Source organism: Rhizobium phaseoli, from assembly GCF_001664385.1.
Taxonomy (GTDB): Bacteria; Pseudomonadota; Alphaproteobacteria; order Rhizobiales; family Rhizobiaceae; genus Rhizobium; species Rhizobium phaseoli.
Genome location: NZ_CP013532.1, coordinates 1,908,034 through 1,926,292, shown reverse-complemented (window position 1 = coordinate 1,926,292; position 18,259 = coordinate 1,908,034). Strand labels below are relative to the sequence as shown.

At 60.7% G+C, this 18,259-nt stretch carries 13 protein-coding genes and 2 tRNA genes; 4 read left to right on the top strand and 11 right to left on the bottom strand.

The annotated features are described in order from the left end of the window. Positions 1-81 precede the first annotated feature (81 nt). From AMC88_RS09365 to AMC88_RS09355, 3 genes are all read right to left on the bottom strand, one after another. Positions 82-3,279, bottom strand: a complete 3,198-nt coding sequence (locus AMC88_RS09365; RefSeq protein ID WP_064825177.1) for an SPOR domain-containing protein — start codon at positions 3,277-3,279, stop codon at positions 82-84. 61 nt (positions 3,280-3,340) lie between these two features. Further along, positions 3,341-5,098, bottom strand: a complete 1,758-nt coding sequence (gene argS, locus AMC88_RS09360) for an arginine--tRNA ligase (RefSeq protein WP_012483595.1) — start codon at positions 5,096-5,098, stop codon at positions 3,341-3,343. A 63-nt stretch (positions 5,099-5,161) separates the two neighbouring features. Further along, a complete protein-coding gene (locus tag AMC88_RS09355; protein ID WP_012483594.1) occupies positions 5,162-6,379 on the bottom strand; it encodes a deoxyguanosinetriphosphate triphosphohydrolase in 1,218 nt (405 codons plus the stop codon). Between the two features lie 220 nt (positions 6,380-6,599). On the opposite strand from AMC88_RS09355, the gene erpA reads away from it, so the two are divergent. Further along, on the top strand, positions 6,600-6,932 hold the full coding sequence (erpA, locus tag AMC88_RS09350) for an iron-sulfur cluster insertion protein ErpA (RefSeq protein WP_004674150.1): 333 nt from the start codon (positions 6,600-6,602) through the stop codon (positions 6,930-6,932). A gap of 125 nt (positions 6,933-7,057) precedes the next feature. Beyond that, positions 7,058-7,849, top strand: a complete 792-nt coding sequence (xth, locus tag AMC88_RS09345; protein WP_012483593.1) for an exodeoxyribonuclease III — start codon at positions 7,058-7,060, stop codon at positions 7,847-7,849. A 48-nt stretch (positions 7,850-7,897) separates the two neighbouring features. Here the strand turns inward: xth and exoR are convergent, their stop codons facing one another. The 6 genes from exoR to AMC88_RS09310 all read right to left on the bottom strand — a co-directional run bounded on the left by exoR (position 7,898) and on the right by AMC88_RS09310 (position 16,464). Next, positions 7,898-8,695, bottom strand: coding sequence for an exopolysaccharide production regulator ExoR (gene exoR / locus AMC88_RS09340; RefSeq protein ID WP_012483592.1), 798 nt, complete (start codon positions 8,693-8,695; stop codon positions 7,898-7,900). A gap of 713 nt (positions 8,696-9,408) precedes the next feature. Further along, a complete protein-coding gene (locus tag AMC88_RS09330; RefSeq protein WP_012483590.1) occupies positions 9,409-10,656 on the bottom strand; it encodes an OmpP1/FadL family transporter in 1,248 nt (415 codons plus the stop codon). Positions 10,657-11,055: 399 nt separating this feature from the next. After that, a complete protein-coding gene (locus AMC88_RS09325) occupies positions 11,056-13,899 on the bottom strand; it encodes a valine--tRNA ligase (protein WP_012483589.1) in 2,844 nt (947 codons plus the stop codon). Positions 13,900-14,016: 117 nt separating this feature from the next. Then, the gene (locus tag AMC88_RS09320; protein ID WP_012483588.1) at positions 14,017-14,886 is read right to left on the bottom strand and encodes a PopZ family protein; all 870 of its coding nucleotides are present in this window, start codon (positions 14,884-14,886) and stop codon (positions 14,017-14,019) included. 367 nt (positions 14,887-15,253) lie between these two features. Beyond that, positions 15,254-15,919, bottom strand: a complete 666-nt coding sequence (locus AMC88_RS09315; protein ID WP_012483587.1) for a protein-L-isoaspartate O-methyltransferase family protein — start codon at positions 15,917-15,919, stop codon at positions 15,254-15,256. 471 nt (positions 15,920-16,390) lie between these two features. Next, positions 16,391-16,464, bottom strand: a tRNA-Cys gene (locus AMC88_RS09310). 260 nt (positions 16,465-16,724) lie between these two features. Between AMC88_RS09310 and AMC88_RS09305 the strand changes: the two genes are divergently transcribed. Next, entirely contained in the window at positions 16,725-17,063 is a 339-nt protein-coding gene (locus tag AMC88_RS09305) for a KTSC domain-containing protein (RefSeq protein ID WP_010020170.1), read from the top strand. Positions 17,064-17,115: 52 nt separating this feature from the next. Here the strand turns inward: AMC88_RS09305 and AMC88_RS09300 are convergent, their stop codons facing one another. Then, positions 17,116-17,403 carry a hypothetical protein gene (locus AMC88_RS09300; protein ID WP_012483586.1) on the bottom strand — a complete coding sequence of 96 codons (288 nt, stop codon included), beginning with the start codon at positions 17,401-17,403 and terminating at the stop codon, positions 17,116-17,118. Positions 17,404-17,497: 94 nt separating this feature from the next. Beyond that, positions 17,498-17,812, bottom strand: coding sequence for a membrane protein (locus tag AMC88_RS34020; RefSeq protein ID WP_012483585.1), 315 nt, complete (start codon positions 17,810-17,812; stop codon positions 17,498-17,500). 117 nt (positions 17,813-17,929) lie between these two features. Between AMC88_RS34020 and AMC88_RS09290 the strand changes: the two genes are divergently transcribed. Continuing rightward, positions 17,930-18,004: transfer RNA gene (locus AMC88_RS09290), tRNA-Asn, on the top strand. Positions 18,005-18,259 lie beyond the last annotated feature (255 nt).

Below are 18,259 nucleotides of genomic sequence, written 5' to 3'. Positions count from 1 at the left end.
ATGCGAGCAAGGTCGGGCGCGATGCACAAAAAAGAGCGGCGGACCGATCCGGCCCGCCGCTCTTCAATTTACGATCCGACGTTATTTCGAGATGAGGCAGCTTCCACCGGCCGCACGATATTTCTCGCAGAGTGCTGCGGCCTCGTCCTTGGAGCCGACCGGGATTCGGACACGGTAGAACGTGCCCTTGCCGGCGATATCGGCCTTGCGGATCTCATGGGCGCGGCCGCTAAGCACGCCGGCGAATTTCTTCGACAGGCTGGCATAGGACTTATTCGCCTCGTCTTCCGATGGCAGCGAAGCGATCTGGAGGCCGTAACCGCCGGCGGATGCGGCCTGCTGCGGCTGAGCGGCGGCCGGGGTGGCGGAAGCGACCTGCGTCGGCTTCGGCTGCTGCGCCGGCGTACGGACATTACCCTTATCGGTGACGGTGCCGACGACATTGACGGGCTGATCGGCCGGGCGGGCAGTCGGAATCGGGGCCGTATCGGCGATCGTCGTCGTCTTGACCGGCCGTGCCGGCGCATCGACGGGGGCGGGATTTGCCGTCTGCGCGTCGGCAGTTGCGGCAGGCGAACCCTGGGCCGGGGCGGATTCGGCCGGTGCTGCGGAACGCGCATCGACGGAAGCAACCTCGGCGCTTGCCGGGAAGCTTGCAGCCGTTCCGGTAGCCGGCGGCACGGCCGGGGTCGACGGCGCGGACTGAGCCGTGACCGGCGGCTGGGCCGACGGCGGTGTCTGGGCAGACTTTGCGGCTGGTTCCGGCTGATCGAGCGGCGCGATCTCGTCGCGGGCGACCAGGGTGCCGTCAGGCTTGACGATCATCGTGCGGACCTTGCGGGGCGAAACAGACGGCGTCTTGTCGGCGCCGCTTGCGGACGCGTCGTCGGCGGTGGCCTGGTTCGGCAGCAGACGCGGATCCTCCGTCTCACCGACCGCCGTCGGCGTGACCCGATCCTCGGCGCCGGCGTTCTCGTCGTCCTCGGGCAGCGCTTCCGGTGTCAGCGTACGCTGGACGACATCGACGGGCGCCTCGTCGGACGACACGAGCGCCTTCTGCTTCGGCTCCTCGGCAGAACCCGCGACGCGGTCATAAACGGCCTTGTCCTGGTTGGGCACGGTCTTGCCGCCGGGATTTTCCGGAACGACCTTGACCGGCTCCTTATCGGCGGTGATCACGCGCGGCTCGCCGGATGCGACAATGCCAAGTCCCTCGCCGTTCCAGACGGAGGAATAGACGCCATAACCGACGCCGGCGAAGACCACCAGCACGACAGCTCCGGCAAGCAACCGGCGCATGGAACGGGCGCGACTGAAATCGGCGGCCTGGCTTGCCGATTCGATGTGGACCTCGGAGGTCTCGCGGCGCTCGACCGGCTCGCGCACGCTGCGGCGGAAATCCTCCTCCAGCGCCCGTTCGAAATCGTCGAGGCCGTCAGCAATGGTCGGCTTGACCGGCTTGGCCGCGACAGCGGTATCACGCGGCGACGCCGGAACTTCCCGCGGCTTGGCCGGTTCAAAAAAGCTCGCGATCTCCGCGTCGAGATCGAAATCGAAATCCGCCGTTTTCGCGACCGGAGCGGGCTGCTCGACCGGGGGCAGTGCCGGCACGTGCATGTCGTCGACGGTCTCGGGACGTTCCTCCGGATCGGAGATCATCGCCGGATCGAAAGGCAGGTCTTCGGTCGATTCTGCGGCGGGCGCTTCCGGGGCGGGCGCTTCTGGGGCGGGCGACCAGTTGAAAACAGGCGCAGGAGCTACGGCCGGCGGTTCGGCAGCAAAGACCGGTGTGGACCGCGTGGGCGCAGTCGCCTGCTGGGGCGCAGCGGGTGCCGGCTGCGGCTGTGGCTGTGGCTGCGGTGCAGGCTCGGATGCCTCGGAAAAATCGAGATCGGCAAGTTCCAGCTCGATGCCGGCAAGATCCAGTTCGAAATCGTGGCCAGCGAAAGGATCGTCAGCCTCCGGCGCGGGCTGCGGCGCCCAGGCATATGCTGTTGCGGCAGGCTGGGGCGCGGTGACATCGGCAGGCTGGGGCGCAACCGGCTTTGCCACTTCGGCGACATGGGCAGGAACCCTTTCAACGGGAGCGGACAGGACCGGTGCAGCGACGACCGGCGCAGTCTGAACCGGTGCGGCGGCTACTGGGGCGGCCTCGGCGGCTGGCTGCGGCGAGACAGGCGCCAGATTGGCGCGCTGCAATACCGGATGCGGCACCGGATAGCGCGAGACGTCGGCCAGGAGATCGTCGAGATCGAAAGTGCCGGCGGTGTGCGGAACGTCCGGTACGACTTCGGTTAGAGCGGCATCAGCCTGGATCTCGCCTTCCACAGCGGCAGCAAGATCGAAACCGGCGTCGGAGCTGAACTCATCCGGACCGTCCTCGACGGCAAAGAACTCTTCGGCTTCGGCAGTCTCTTGCGGCGCAATTGCCTCATCGTGACGATCAAGCTCAGCGGGAAACCCAAATGACGGCGAAGCGGAGACAAATTCCTCGGCAGGCTCGACAGCGGCGACGGGCGCCGACTGCTCGACCGCAGGCTGCGGCTCTACCGCCACAGAATCGGCGAGCGATGTTTCAGCCACAGGTTCGTCGGCTACCTTTGCCACCGGCGCGGCGACGGTTTCGGCCGCCGGCTCGACCACATCCACAGGCGGAGCAACCGGCTCCTCGCGTTTCGGCGCGTGGAAATTGGCAAGCGGTAGCCTGATGCTGGCGGCCGACCATTGCGGGGCCTTGGCGGGCTGCGCAAGAGAAGAGACGGGCGCCGCACCGATCGACAATTCGAGCTCTTCGATCAGATCGCGGGCGCCACCGAAGGCTGCCTGGGTGGGCGCCTCGGAAACGGGGTCGACGGAAAGCGGCTGCGGGCCGCCCCTCCAATCGGCAGCGGCAACGTCCCAATTTCCTGCCGCAGGTTGCGCTGCTTCTTCATCGGCGACAGACGCAACGGAGACAGGTTCCGGAGCCTGCACACGCTCGACAGCCGGGGCGGCATCGAGAACGGGCTCGACATAATCTTCGGGCGCAAAGCCATCGGAAATCGGCTCGGCCGGATGGTCGAGTTCAGCGAGTGGACGCGGGGAATCGTAACGGTCGAACTCGCGACCAAGCTCGTCCTCAAGATCGAGGGCAGGCTCGCGCCGTGCGGCTTCGCTTACCGTATTCGCTGCAACACGCGGTTCGAACCCGACGATACGAGCAAGCTCGGCCAACGGATCGTCGTCAGCGAACAGATCGTCTTTTCCGCGCGTATCATACGCAAGTTGTTTCTCAGCCATGCTTTTCCCACTCGCAAACGCCAACGCTCAAATGCCAGCGCATTGTGGGGAAATGGTGACGTTATCGCATTTCGTCAGGTGCGGCAGTGCCTGTAATGGCAAGTCCCGACTTCAAAACCGAAGCGACGGCGTACACCAGCCCAAGTCTGGCAATACTTGATTCTCGGTTTTTATCATTAACAAATCGTAATTCCGTCTGATCTTTACCTTTGTTCCAATGCGCGTGGAAGGAACTGGCGAGGTCGTAGAGGTAAAAAGCGATGCGATGCGGCTCCTGCGACTGAGCCGCTGCTTCGACCACACGCGGGAATTCGGCGAGCTTGGCGACGAGCTGCAATTCGGCCGGATCGCCAATGCCAGCAACGGCTTTCGCAAGATCTTCAGCCGATACTTCGAGGCCGGGGAAAGCCTCCCTCGCCTGCCGGAAGACCGACATGCAGCGGGCATGCGCATACTGAACGTAAAAAACAGGATTGTCCTTGGACTGTTCCGTCACCTTGGCGAAATCGAAGTCCAGCGGTTCGGAATTCTTGCGGTAAAGCATCATGAAGCGGACCGAATCACGGCCGACTTCCTCGACAACGTCGCGAAGCGTGACAAAATCGCCGGAGCGTTTCGACATCTTCACCGGTTCACCGTTGCGATAGAGCTTGACCAGTTGGCAGAGCAGCACCGTCAGCTTCGCCTTACCGTTCGAAACGCCGCGCGCCACTGCTTCCAGGCGCTTGACATAGCCGCCATGGTCGGCGCCGAGCACATAGATCATCTCGTCGAAACCGCGGTCGAACTTGTTCTTGAAGTAGGCGACGTCGGCCGCGAAATAGGTGTAGGAGCCGTCCGACTTAATCAGCGGCCGGTCCATGTCGTCGCCCACTTCGGTCGAGCGGAACAGTGTCTGTTCGCGATCCTCCCAGTCCTCGGGAAGCTGACCCTTCGGCGGCGGCAGAGTGCCCTTGTAAACGTAACCCTTGAAGGTCAGGTCGTTGATCGCCGTTCGGATCGCAGCCGCGCCATTGGCGTGCAAAGTGCGTTCGGAGAAGAAGATATCGTGATGGACGTTCAGCGCCGCCAGATCTTCCCGGATCATAACCATCATCGCGCTGATGGTGCGATCCTTGACGATCGGCATCCATTGCTCTTCCGGCATGTTGTGCAGCCGCACGCCGTAATCGGCGGCAAGTGACTGGCCGACGGGCACCAGATAATCGCCGGGGTAGAGACCCGAGGGGATTTCACCGATCCGTTCGCCGAGCGCTTCGCGATAACGCAGGAAGACTGAACGGGCGAGCACATCGATCTGCGAGCCGGCGTCGTTGATGTAATATTCCTTCTCGACGCCATAGCCGGCGAAAGCGAGCAGGTTGGCGAGCGCGTCGCCGACGACGGCGCCACGGCAATGCCCGACATGCATCGGACCGGTTGGATTGGCCGAGACATATTCGACGTTAACCTTGCGGCCTGCACCGAGGGTCGAGCGTCCATAGTCGGTACCGGAGTTGATCATCGAGGCGAGCAGCCGCTGCCAATAACCGACGGAGAGACGGATGTTGATGAAGCCGGGACCGGCGACCGAGACATCGGCGACGTCGGCGTCTTCCTTGAGCTTGGCGATGATGACGTCGGCAAGCGCGCGAGGGTTGGACCCGAGCGGCTTTGCCAGCACCATCGCGGCGTTGGTCGCAACGTCGCCATGGCTCGCATCGCGCGGCGGCTCGACGGTGATGCGGCCGAAATCGAGTTCGGATCGCTTTTCCCTGACCAGATCGATCTGTTCAAGGGCGGTTTTGATCCTGGCTTCGAAGTCGGTAAAAAGGTTCATCGCACTCTTCCATGCATAGGCTGTGCCAAAGGCGCAAATCGGCCTTCGGCGGGCGACCGCTGCCTATCGCAAATCCGGAGTGTGGTCAAACAATCGCCTGTGGGCACTGATTGCATAGGTGTCGGTCATGCCGGCCAAATAGTCTCCGACATGGCGAGCCTTCGGCGCATCGGCTAGGCCGGCGATATGATCGACCCAGTAATGGCTTTGCATCTCCTTGGGGCTGGCCATGTAGGCGCCAAAGAGGTCGGTGACGATCTGAGCAGCGCCGGCGCGGATGCGCATGATATCGGGATTGCGGTAGATTCGTTTGAAGAGCATCGCCTTGATCTGCCTGTCGGTTTCGGCCATCGCGTCGGAGAAGGTCGCGATCATACGGTCGGCAGCGCGGATGTCGGCTGCGCTCTGAGGGCGAAGAAGTGAAAGACGCTGCTGGGCGACGCCGATCACGTCCTCAACCATGCGGGTGATCTGCCGACGCATGATCTCATGGGTGAAGCGGCTCGGTTCCAGATGCGGGTATCGCGCCCTCACCTCGGCCATCAACCCCGCCAGAAACGGGATTTCCTCCAGCATCTCGAAGGTCAGATAGCCGGAGCGCAGACCGTCGTCGATATCGTGGGTATTGTAGGCGATGTCGTCGGCGATCGCCGCGACCTGGGCCTCGAGGCTGGCGTAGGTTGCAAGCTCGAGATCGTGCAGTTCGCAATAATCGAGGATCGGCTGCGGGACCGGGCCGCGTGTGCCCACACCATCCGGCGTCAGCAGCGGACCATTGTGCTTGACGAGGCCTTCGAGGCTTTCCCATGTCAGATTGATGCCGTCGAATTCGGCATAACGCCGCTCCAGCTTGGTCACGATGCGCAGCGATTGGGCGTTGTGGTCGAAGCCGCCATAAGGGAGCAACACCTCATGCAATGCGTCCTCGCCGGTATGGCCGAACGGCGTATGGCCGAAGTCGTGCACGAGCGCCACGCCCTCGGCCAGGTCCTCGTCGAGTTTCAGGGCGCGGGCGAGCGCGCGCGCGATCTGCGCCACCTCGATCGTATGCGTCAGCCGGGTGCGATAATGATCGCCGTCCTGGGCGATGAAGACCTGGGTCTTGTGCTTCAGCCGGCGGAAGGCCGTCGTGTGGACGATGCGGTCGCGGTCGCGCTGGAAATCCGAACGCGTCGGGCTGTCGTCTTCCGGATAGAGACGCCCACGCGTGGTCCAGGGGTCTGCCGCATAGACCGCCCTTTCGCTGCCGCCGAAACCTAAAGCCCGTCTGTCAATCGTCATTCTTCACCGTCATTCTGCCCGTTGCCGCATCTGCCCATTGACGCCGCTTTGCCCTGTTCATACCTATAGCCCGACGAAACGGCAAAGAGGCACCTGCCGACCGTTGCGCACATCATGGCATTTTCGCGAAGGTCATGGTAAGTTCTTTTGATATCAGGCATTTGAACATTTCAGTGCCAAAACCCATTCTCTCCGGATCTTGACCCCGGCAGGAGGAAACATGACGGATACGAGTGTAACCCTTTCAGATGCCGCGGCAAAGCGTATCGCGGCGATCATCGGCGCGGAGGCCGGCAAGAGCGCGTTGCGCGTTTCGGTCGAAGGCGGCGGCTGTTCGGGCTTTTCCTATAAGTTCGACCTCGCCGACAGCGCGGCCGACGACGACATCATCGTCGAAAAGAACGACGCGAAAGTGCTGATCGACAGCCTGTCGCTCGTCTATATGGCGGGCTCGGAGATCGACTTCGTCGACAATCTGCTTGGTCAATCCTTCCAGATCAAGAATCCGAACGCGGTGGCAAGCTGCGGTTGCGGCACCAGCTTCTCGATCTGAATATCCAGACGCATCGCACTGTCCCAATGAACTGGCCGAAGAAGCCTCTTCGGCCAGTTTATCGTCTTGTCCAGTTGTGAAAGACCACGATAAAAGAAGCGCACGAAGCGGAACAGGACGAAGAGATGAAGATCGCGACTTGGAACATCAACGGCGTCAAGGCGCGAATCGACAATCTGACGCAATGGCTCAAGGACTCCGATCCCGATATCGTCTGCCTGCAGGAGATCAAGACGATCGACGAGGGTTTTCCCAGGCTAGAGATCGAGGCGCTCGGCTATCATGTCGAGACGCACGGCCAGAAGGGCTTCAACGGTGTGGCGATTCTCTCCAAGAGTTCGCCCTCCGAAGTCAACCGTGGCCTGCCCGGCGATGCGCTGGACGAACAGGCGCGTTTCCTCGAGGCGGTGTTCACGCTGCCGGATACCCGTATCCTGCGCGTCTGCTGCATCTACCTGCCGAACGGCAATCCCGTCGAAACGGAAAAATATCCCTACAAGCTCGCCTGGATGGAGCGCCTGCGGAGCTTTGCGGCAGAGCGCCTCGCCTATGAGGAGATGCTGGTGCTTGCCGGCGATTACAACGTCATCCCCGAGCCGCACGACTGCTTCGACCCCAAGGTCTGGGAAAACGATGCGCTGTTTCTGCCGCAGACGCGGGAGGCATTCCGCAGGCTCGAAAATCTCGGCCTGACCGATGCGGTGCGCGCGACGACGGATGCGACGCGGCTCTATTCCTTCTGGGACTATCAGGCAGGTGCGTGGCCGAAGAACAACGGCATCCGCATCGACCACCTGCTGCTCTCACCGGAGGCTGCCGACCGGATGACGTCGGCGGCAATCGAAAAACATGTGCGGGCCTGGGAAAAGCCGTCCGACCACGTACCTGTCATCGCCTATTTCGATTTTGCGGCCTGACATTCGCGATCATAGTACCGGGTCATTTCGGGGCCTGCATGGCAGGCTTCAGTCGTCAGAGCCGCTCGCAATGGCGTGCGAGAGCGAGACCGCCGTACGACGATCGGCCTCGTTGGCAACCGAGAAAGCCTGCTCCTGCAGGGCTTCCATCCAGTTGCAGTCTTTCGGCTTGCAGCGGTCGAGAGCCGCGGTCATCAGCGCGAGACCGCGGGCCGACTGGCCTTCGTCGAAGAGAATATTCCCGAAAACCGCCATGGCGCCGGGATGGCCACTCTTGCGCGCCTGGTTCAACCATTTCTTCGCCTGCTGCGGGCTGGCATTGCCGCCTTCGCCGGCCAGCATCATCTGCGCCAGCTGGAACTGCGCTTCGGGAACGCCAAAGGTGGAGGCCACCTGGAAATAAAGCTGGCGTGCCTGGGTGAGATCGATCTTGACCGGGCTGCCTGATATGCCGTGCTTGTAATAATTGGCAAGCGAGAGAAGCGCGTTGACGAAAAAGCCGGTGTCTTCCGAACCGGGTTCGACACCCTGTTGGGCAATCTCGCTGTAGATCTTGAAGGCTTCGAAATCATCCTGGGCAACGCCGTCGCCGTCGGCATACATATTGGCGAGCGCCCAGCGCGAACCGGTATGGCCTTTTTCGGCGGCGTATTTGTAAGCTTCGACCGCCTCCTCCTTCTGTCCGTTTTTATAGGCCTTGAAGCCGAACTTGAAGAGGTCGAAAGGACCGGATTCCTTGCTGACGTCGCTCTTGATGTCGAAAGCGCGAACCGGGCCGGACATTGCCAGCGCTATCCCCATGCCCATCAGCATGAATTTGAACAATTTGAACTCGGACGTTACCATCTCAACCGATTTCTTTCGTTCATCGCACGCAGCCGGCGTCGGCGCCGTGGATGTATTCATTCGAGGCGAGCGATCCCGCGGTGAGCTCCATGGCTCCTTTGCCCGCGTCGCATCCAGCCCATTGGCCTTTTCCGAAAGGCCGAATTTTCAGCATCTCATCTAGAACCACCCGGCTCCCGGCATGGCCCGACTGCAATCTGCCTGGCACTCCTTTGGCAGGCGCGGCATCCGCCTTCCCGCCCTTATCGCTTTCGTAAACAGCAAATGTGACGAAACCTGTATCGGCTTCTCCGCCCAAGCCGGGCTGCCTGGGCGCGCGCATCGAAAAGACCGGCATTGGACGGATCGATAACCCCGCTGCAAAGCGGGATCTACGGCCGGAACAGCCTTGTCCAAAAAGCGAAACGGCCGCAATCGAACGACTGTCGCCAATCGCGCCGCATGACCTGCTGTTGCCGGAAAAAAATCGACCCATGCTACTCTTTACACGCACCCTACGTCTGCCGTCGTCTCGCCTGCCAATAGCGCTGCGCTCTCTTTGTGGCGGGAAATAGACAAATTCGCCCCGCAGCCACCATACGCCAACCGTCGTAAAAAAGTGTTGCTGAATCGTCACAAAATCGGCACGGGATTGGCATGAATAAGTATGATTAACGGACTTAGAAATAGAAGAGCCCGGCAGAGGCGGGCTTTCAATTCTTCAAATCGGAGTATTAAAACTTAATCTTTAGGCTGGTCGACAGTGCAGTGACCAGATCATTGCCAAAGGAGTAGGAAACGTCGTTGCCGTAAGTCCGGCCGTTATACACGAAGGTGCCGGATTCCCCACTGGTCAGGATGCCGAGCGCGCCGGCCACACGCCATTCGATATGCTCGGTGGGTGTGTAGGCTGCACCAAGCCCCAGCGTCCAGCTGTCTGTCTGCGAACCATAGCCCTGGCTAGTGCCGCGGTCCCATGTGAGGCTGACTGCAGCGGCCCACTGCTCATTGAATTTGTGGCCGATACCGCCGCTGATCGTCCAACCATCGCGGTAGAAGAGATCGAGCGAGGTTAGACCACCCGCGGGGCAAGGCAGGCCGTTGGTCGGGCAGAATGCTACCGACTGCAGGACGCTCCAATTCGTCCATTTAACCGATCCGAATGCAAGCCAATCCGGAGCGATACCGCTTTGCAGCTTCAATTCCAGCGAATCCGGCGCTTCGGCGGAACCGGAAACAGGTGTGACTAGGCCTCCATATAGCGGCACAACTGGAACCTGACGGAGATCAACAGTGCCGGTCAAATTGTCGTACTTGACGCGGCTGTTGTAGACAAGGCTCGCGCGCATTGCATATTCCGGGATCTCGTAAGCCAGACCGGCGCGCCAGCCCCAGCCGCTATCGTCGATATCCAAGCGGCCAATACCAGTGCCGATGCCGAGACCGATCGGAACCGTGGACACCAGACGTTCCTTGAAGCCCTCAACTTCCTGATAGAAAGCGCCGCCGATGAAGCGAAGCTGCCCGGCACCGACGTCAAAACGATAGGAGCAAGTGCCACCGTAGTTGCGGGTCTTGATTTCCGTTTCGATGTTGTTGTTGGCGCCAGCCCAGTTCGAACCCGGATTGGAATGGCCACCAAACGGTACGGAATAATCGACAAGGCAGTCGACTGCATCGCCGAAACCAGCCTTAAAACCAATGTAGGGGATGGTGTAATTCGCGGTCTCGTCGGCACTGTCCGGGCGGCTGTTCAGATTGCCGCCGCCCGTAAATATCGACGTGTTCGTGTCACGGACGTCCTTCAGCTTGCGCTGCGGGGTGACGTAGGTAATGCCCGACTGGAACGAAAAAGGCGACGTATCGAACAGCTGATCGATATTGTATCCGCCGCGCTCCAGACCGCCGGCAAAGGACGGCGATGCGAGCGACGAAAGAAGAATGAGCGACGTTACGCCCTTGGAAAACATACGCGATGCCATTGTGTCTCCCCCACTCCAGCAATTGATGTGACGCCACTCTAGTAAGTGTTCGCCTGACATGGCAACGCGCCCCACGGCAGCGCTCCCGGGCATTGCAGTGGCCAACTTACGTAAAGAAATTGACGGACACGTCAAAAAATCTGGTTAATAAAATTCTATTCCGAAACAAGGGGGTTTCAGCCTGGCTTTTGGGTTTTCATTCCAAACATTGCGGAAGCTGTATCAATCTGACAACAGTGGCAGTTTTCGCCCTTGGGATGCCGGCAGAGCCACAATCCACAGGCTGAGCGCCTGAAATCAGCCGCTTTCAGGACCGAATCACGCGGCGCCCGCAACGACAAAGACGCGCCCGAGGCCGGACGCGTCTTTGAAATAACTTACCAAAATGGCCGCTAAAACTTATCCGGCTTCGCTGACCCTGGAAAGCGCGGTCTTCAAGCTGGCCATCTGACCCTTCAGTTCCTCGAGGCGGTCGCGCTCAGCCTCGACTACTTCGGGATTGGCGTTGGCGACGAACTTCTCGTTGGAGAGCTTGCCATCGATGCGCGCCATCTCGCCTTCCATCTTGGCAATCGCCTTTTCGAGACGGGCCTTTTCGGCGGAGAGGTCGATCAGATTGCCGAGCGGCAGGCAGACGGTCGCCTCGGCGACGACGATCTGAGCTGCTCCCTTCGGCGCATTGTCGGCGATCGAGATGGCTTCGACGCGCGCGAGACGCTTGATGGCGGCGTCGTGGCGGAACAGCCGTTCGCGGGTCAGGTTGTTGGCCTTGACGACGACCAGCGGCGCGGTTGCCGATGGCGGCACGTTCATTTCGGCGCGTACGGAACGAATGCCGGAAACGAGGTCGATCAGCCAGTTGATCTCGTCGGCAGCCGCGTCGTCAGCGTAGGACGGCGACGGCCATTCGGCATGGCAGACCAGCGTTTCGCGCTCTTTGCCTTCACCTGCCGTGTGCGCCCAGAGCTCTTCGGTCATGAAGGGCATGAAGGGATGCAGCAGCTTGTAGATTTCTTCGAGAATATAGGCGCTGCAGGCCTGGGCTTCGGCCTTGGCACCCGCGTCCTCGCCGTTGAAGACCGGCTTCAGAAGCTCGAGATACCAGTCGCAGACCTCGTTCCAGACGAAACGGTAAAGCGCACCGGCCGCATCGTTGAAACGGAAGGCTTCGAGCGCTTCCGTAACGTCACGTTCCGTACGGGCAAGTTCCGTCAGGATCCAGCGGTTGATGGTGAGTTCGGCCGCCTCCGGCACGAAATGCGGATCGCTCTTTGCACCGTTCATCTCGGCAAAGCGCGTGGCGTTCCAGAGCTTGGTGCCGAAATTGCGGTAGCCGGCGATGCGGGCCGGATCGAGTTTCACGTCGCGGCCCTGTGCAGCCATGATCGCCAGCGTGAAGCGCAGCGCGTCGGCGCCGTATTCGTCGATCAGTTCCAGCGGGTCGATGACGTTGCCTTTCGACTTCGACATCTTCTGCCCGTTCTTATCGCGCACCAGCGCGTGAATGTAGACGGTATGGAAGGGTTCGACGGGATCGCCATTATCGTCCTTCATGAAATGCAGACCCATCTGCATCATGCGAACAACCCAGAACGGGATAATATCGAAGCCGGTGACCAGAACATTCGTCGGATAATAGCGTGCAAGCTCCGGCGTCTCGTCGGGCCAGCCGAGAGTCGAGAAAGGCCAGAGCGCAGAAGAGAACCAGGTGTCGAGCACGTCCTCGTCGCGCGTCAGGATTTCGCCGGGCTTGAAGTTTTCGAGCAGGTCCTCGACATAGGCCTTCATCGGCCCTTCGTGCGAGAGGTAATGCTGGATCGCCGCCTGCAGCGCCTCTTCCTCCGTCTTTTCGACGAAGACCTGACCGTCGGGACCATACCAGGCGGGAATCTGATGCCCCCACCAGAGCTGGCGTGAAATGCACCAGGGCTCGATGTTCTCCAGCCAGTTGAAATAGGTGTTTTCCCAATTCCTGGGAATGAACCGGGTTCTTCCCTCGCGAACGGAATCCAGGGCGGGCTGCCCCAATGTCTTGTTATCGACAAACCATTGTTCCGTCAGCCGCGGCTCGATCGGCACGCCGCCTCGATCGCCATGCGGGACCATATGCTTATGTGGTTCGATCTTGTCGAGGAGACCGGCCTCTTCGAAGATCTCGACGATGATCTTGCGCGCATAGAAACGATCCTGCCCTTCCAGGCGGTCCCAGGCGCCGTGGAGTGCGGCTGGATTGTCGAGCCCCTCGAGGAAATCTTCATTGTCCTTGATTGCAATGGTGCCGTCGACGTTCATGACGTTGATGGCGCGCAGCTTGGTGCGTTTGCCGACGTCGAAGTCATTGAAATCATGAGCCGGTGTGATCTTCACCGCGCCCGTGCCGGCCGTCGGATCAGCATAGGAATCGGTGACGATCGGAATCTTGCGGCCGACGATCGGCAGGATCACATGTTTGCCGACAATCGGTTTGTAACGCTCGTCTTCGGGATTCACGGCAACGCCGGTATCCCCGAGCATCGTCTCCGGCCGCGTTGTCGCGACGACGATATAGTCACGCGTTTCGAATTCGGTCGGCTTGCCTTCCTCGTCGAAAGCAATCGGATGTTGATAGGTGACGCCCGGCTCAAGGGGATAACGCAGATGCCAGAGATGGCCCTTCACCTCGTGCTGCTCGACCTCCATGTCGGAGATCGCCGTCAGGAGCTTTGGGTCCCAATTGACGAGGCGCTTATCCTTGTAGATCAGGCCTTCCTTATAGAGCGTGACGAAAACCTCGAGAACGGCCTGCGACAGTCCTTCATCCATGGTGAAGCGTTCGCGCGACCAGTCGCAGGACGCGCCCAGGCGCTTCAGCTGGTTGAAGATCAGTCCACCCGATTCCGCCTTCCACTCCCAGATCTTGTCGATGAAGGCTTCGCGGCCCATTTCGCGGCGGCCCGGCAGCTGCTGTTCCATCAGCTTGCGCTCGACGACCATCTGGGTTGCGATGCCGGCGTGATCCATGCCCGGCTGCCAGAGCACGTCCTTGCCGCGCATGCGCTCGAAGCGCACCAGGATGTCCTGCAGCGTGTTGTTCAGCGCGTGCCCCATGTGCAGCGAACCGGTGACATTCGGCGGCGGGATCACGATGGTGAAGGTCTCGGCCCCGGGCTTGGCGTTCGCGCCGGCGCGGAAAGCGTCCGCTTCATCCCATTTGGCCGCGATTTTCGGTTCGACGGCAGCGGAATCATAGGTCTTGTCGAGCATTTTCTGACCAATTTCGAGGTTCGAGGATGGGCGTTTGTAAATAGGATGGCCACGGCCAAGTCAATAAAAAAGCCGCCCCGGAGACCGGAGCGGCTTTTGCAAGAAAAAGCAATCCGATCAGCGGCGCGGGCCGCGCGCCACGCGCTCGATTTCCTCGCGCACCAACCGCTCGACCAGCGTCGGCAGATTATCGTCAAGCCATTCGCGCAGCATCGGGCGCAGCATGTCCTCTGCGATTTCGTCGAGCGAGCGGCGCTCCGCACCGTCGATCGCCGCAGCAAGCTCCTCGAAGGAACGGCTGATCTGCAGACCGGCATCTTCCGAAATAAGCGTCGGCTGGACCTCATCGACGACGCTCGGCAGGAAGCGCTCGGTCGACGACCCAGCGGGCTCAAAGGCAGGCGGCGCCGTTTCGACGACGGGGGCCGGCTCGGCGACGGCGACCCGTGGCGTTTCGACAGGCGCCGGCTCGGCCGGCTGGTGAACCCCATGCGCGGGAACGGGTGCGGCAGCGGCCGGGAAAACAGGCTGGGCGGGCTGCGGCTGCGGCGCCGTAGCGCGCGGCGGTTCCGGCGTCACGGCCGGCTGCTGTTCGGGCTGGCGGAAGCCGCTCGGAATTTCCCGCAGGGCCTGACCGGCCTGCACGGCGCTACGCTCGGAGGCGGCGCGCACGCGAGCGGCGACATCGGCAAGCGACAGGGCTCGGGCCGGCGCTTCCGTCTCGGGAGCGGTCCCGGCCGAATTGGCGGCGACGAAACGCGGGTCGGAAGAGCGCATGGCCGGTTCGGGAAACTCCACGCCGGCGTAGGTGTCGTCCACAGTCAAATGGATCTCGGAGCCGTTTACGTCTTCGTCAGCGCCGTAAACCGGCGGCAGGGATGCAGAAATCGCCTTGCCGGCGCCGGGTTCATTGCTTTCGATGATCTGGCGGATGGACGCCAAAATTTCTTCCATGGACGGTTCACGCGCTACACTTGGCTGAGCCATATCTATCCCCGTTATCCCAAAACAACGACCGGATGGTGTGGAGCGTTCATCCGAATCACCACGACCTTAGAATACCCCAGACGTGAAAAAAATCATCGCGAATCAAATGAATGCGGCCATGCACAGTTTTGTTACCCAATGATTTGCCGTCGGCAATTCGCGGCCAAGGCGTCAGGATAAATGATGTTTGTGAAGGGTTTCCGGCAGCGCGAACGAATCCGCCCGGAAATCGCAATCAATCTTGCGGGCGGATGCGTCGATTCAATCTGTCACAGCGTGCTTTGCGCGTTTGAAAAAGATATGCGGCGCGCAAATAAAAACGGGCGCCATTGGCGCCCGTCGCTGCAATTCACCGAAAAGAACAGCGTCAGAAAACGAATTCGCGCGCCTTGGCGAAACCCGGCAGCGGCTTGACCGAAGCATTGAAGAAGACATTCTCCGAAACGGCGCCGCGCTCGGCGACGAAGACCTTGGCGCGGGCGGCATTGCCGTGACCTTCGACCGTGACCAGACGACCGCCATCACGCAATTGGCCGAGAAGAGCGGCCGGAACTTCCTCGACAGCGCCATTGATGAAGATCAGATCATAGGGAGCGCCGGCGGCGTAGCCCTTTTCGAGCGGGCCGGTCACAACTTCCACCTTGCCGTAGCCGGCAAGCTTTGCCTTCGCCTCGGCGGCCAGACCCTCGTCGCATTCGAGCGCAATGACGGAGCCGGCGATGATCGACAGCAGCGCCGATGTGTAACCGGTGCCGCAACCGACTTCGAGCACGAAATCATCCTTGCTGATGGCCGCCAGCTGCAGCAGCTTGGCGAGCGGCGACGCCTCCATCAGGAAGCGGGCCGGCTTGCCCGGCGCGGCAGCGGAGATCTCGACGTCGTTGTCGACATAGGCCAGCAGCTTTGCCTTCTCCGGCACGAAAGCCTCACGCGGCACCGTGAGAAACGCCGTCAGCACGGAATGCGAGGTAACGTCCGTCGTGCGAACTTGGTTGTCGACCATCTTTGCGCGCGCTGCTTCGAAATCCATCATGTCCTCTCGCTCTTGAAAAGCGGTTCCTGTCCCCCGTCTCTTAATCCCCGACACGGATGCTTTCAAGGCTTGGGAGCGGTCGGCGAAAAGAATCCGGCGGACGCCTCTTTCGCGCCACAGCAGGGACAGGACGCTGCAGCTCAAACGTGGAATCCCGTGCCCCGTCATGGTATGATTTGCAGCGGAGGAAATAGGAGGAGCAGGCCATGTCTGCGGTTTTCGAATATCTGACGCTGTTCGATTTCTTCATCCTCGCAGCGCTCATCGGCATCTTCTGCTGCGGGTTGCTGGACGGTGAAACGAGCTGAGAAGCGCGCTCTCCGGCTGGGACAGCGCAGGCCACAATCTCATGCGGGCGGAGGCGGGCTGCGCACGTCGCTTGATAAGGCTGGACCGAGCGGCGGCGGCATTGGGCGCGATCGCCCCGAAAAAATCAAGGATTCACAATCACTTATCGGTCGTGGGGAATATTGGAGGCCTCGCCCGGAATTGAACCGGGGTACAAGGATTTGCAGTCCTCTGCGTCACCACTCCGCCACGAGGCCTCACATGCTCATTATCTGAGCCGTGGCGAGCGTTTAGAATGATCGTAAGGAAATCGCAAGAGGGCATTTTGCAAAAACGCCATTCCCCGGCAGCCGACAAGACCATTTTTCGATCGCGGAACAGGCCCGGCCTTAGGCTGAAACGTCCTCTTGGCGATCGTGCCCTGCTTCGAACCAACAACAGCATTCGAACGAACTCTTAACTTGACTTCGAACGTCTGCCTGCCATCTTCCGCCCTGGGAGGGTGAAGGAGCTGCTGATGGAATGGGCTGCCCTCAAGTCGAAGCAGGGACGTGCCGCATATGATGCCGAAACCGGCGATCTCCGCGTGAAGTTCTCTGGTTCCGCGCCGGTGAGACATGCCGACATTCCGCCGCATGTCTACCAGAACCTGCTGGAAACGAATGATCCCCATTTCTATTACCAGTACTATATCGCGCCCTCGCGCGTCCCGCAGGCTCGTCGGGGGCCGATCTCGATGATCACCTATGGGCTGAAGCTCGTTCTGCTTCTTGCCGCCTGCAGCCTGTTGATGGCGACCGACCTTGATCCCGGCCATGGCGGGGTTTTCGAAGAAAGCGAACTGAGATCGAATTAGAACCGCATCCCCGATCCCTGCGTCTCGATCCCGACTGCCGGCATGGGCCCATTCAGGCAACGTTGCTGACAGTCGCAAGCGAGGTCCTGCTCCGGGAGCGGAAGCGGCGATCGTCCCGGCCACGGTCGTTCTCGCCGTCGCGCTCGTTGCGGCCGTTAAAATTGCGATAGTTGCGAGGCCCGCTATAGCCGCCGCCCTGGCCTTGATCGATGACGCAGCCTTCCGGACGGCGGCAGATACCGCTGGCGTCAAATCCGCGGCTGTCGACGGCTTGGGCTCCGGCCGACCTCGCCGAAAGAATCGCCGCCGCTGACAGGACGACAATCAAGAATACCTTCATTACCTCATCCCGGACGATCGTGGAGCGTTTGGAGCTCCATAAACCACGAATGCGAAAAGCGATCCACAGTGGGCGGGCTCTTCGGCTTTTACCGTCACCCAGCCGGCCTTCGCCGCCTGTGCCACCAGACCGCCAGCCGACGCCGAAGCCTGCGCGCTATAGGAAGATCATGCGAGAGCACCAGGAGGCCGAGCGGCAGCATCCAGAAACCCAGGATCGGGAGAAAGCCCAGGAAACCACACAAGACGAGGGCCACGCCGATTGTCATCCGCCCAACGCGCGAACGCGGCATTCCAATGCTGAAGGCGCCGAGCATAAGCCTGTGGCTTGCGTGATCGATGCCGAAGCGCCGTGCCCGCACCTTGCGCTTATCGCTTCCCGCGCCCTGGCGATCATTCCGATTTGTCATTTCCCAGAGATGGGCATAGGCTACCCAAATACAAGTTCATTTCATTTTTTTGAAAAAACCGCTTGGCAAATCGAGCAAGCATTTGTATTAGCCCACTCACACCGCGCCAAGCAGTGATCCCTGGTAGCTCAGCGGTAGAGCATTCGACTGTTAATCGACAGGTCGCCGGTTCGAATCCGGCCCGGGGAGCCATTTTTCGAAATAAGTGCTTGTTTTTGGGGACAAATTCGAAAATAGGCACTTTTTTCCCCACTTTCCCTTCCCACTTTTGAACGCCTTCGAAGCAAGCTAAACGGCCTGTGGCCTATAGCGCCTCCTTCACTAGCCCTAAATCGGCACCCCCTACTCCTTGCATAAATTCACAAGGCGCATAGATTCAATCCATCAGATAGCTTTTGGCAGGTGACCACGGATGTACTGGCACCGTGCTGATGCAATCAAAGAAGG

Excerpts from the sequence above, each read along its gene's own strand:
- AMC88_RS09365 (WP_064825177.1), bottom strand. The coding sequence starts at position 3,279 with ATGGCTGAGAAACAACTTGCGTATGATACGCGCGGAAAAGACGATCTG.
- argS (WP_012483595.1), bottom strand. The coding sequence starts at position 5,098 with ATGAACCTTTTTACCGACTTCGAAGCCAGGATCAAAACCGCCCTTGAA.
- AMC88_RS09355 (WP_012483594.1), bottom strand. The coding sequence starts at position 6,379 with ATGACGATTGACAGACGGGCTTTAGGTTTCGGCGGCAGCGAAAGGGCG.
- erpA (WP_004674150.1), top strand. The coding sequence starts at position 6,600 with ATGACGGATACGAGTGTAACCCTTTCAGATGCCGCGGCAAAGCGTATC.
- xth (WP_012483593.1), top strand. The coding sequence starts at position 7,058 with ATGAAGATCGCGACTTGGAACATCAACGGCGTCAAGGCGCGAATCGAC.
- exoR (WP_012483592.1), bottom strand. The coding sequence starts at position 8,695 with ATGGTAACGTCCGAGTTCAAATTGTTCAAATTCATGCTGATGGGCATG.
- AMC88_RS09330 (WP_012483590.1), bottom strand. The coding sequence starts at position 10,656 with ATGGCATCGCGTATGTTTTCCAAGGGCGTAACGTCGCTCATTCTTCTT.
- AMC88_RS09325 (WP_012483589.1), bottom strand. The coding sequence starts at position 13,899 with ATGCTCGACAAGACCTATGATTCCGCTGCCGTCGAACCGAAAATCGCG.
- AMC88_RS09320 (WP_012483588.1), bottom strand. The coding sequence starts at position 14,886 with ATGGCTCAGCCAAGTGTAGCGCGTGAACCGTCCATGGAAGAAATTTTG.
- AMC88_RS09315 (WP_012483587.1), bottom strand. The coding sequence starts at position 15,919 with ATGATGGATTTCGAAGCAGCGCGCGCAAAGATGGTCGACAACCAAGTT.
- AMC88_RS09305 (WP_010020170.1), top strand. The coding sequence starts at position 16,725 with ATGGAATGGGCTGCCCTCAAGTCGAAGCAGGGACGTGCCGCATATGAT.
- AMC88_RS09300 (WP_012483586.1), bottom strand. The coding sequence starts at position 17,403 with ATGAAGGTATTCTTGATTGTCGTCCTGTCAGCGGCGGCGATTCTTTCG.
- AMC88_RS34020 (WP_012483585.1), bottom strand. The coding sequence starts at position 17,812 with ATGACAAATCGGAATGATCGCCAGGGCGCGGGAAGCGATAAGCGCAAG.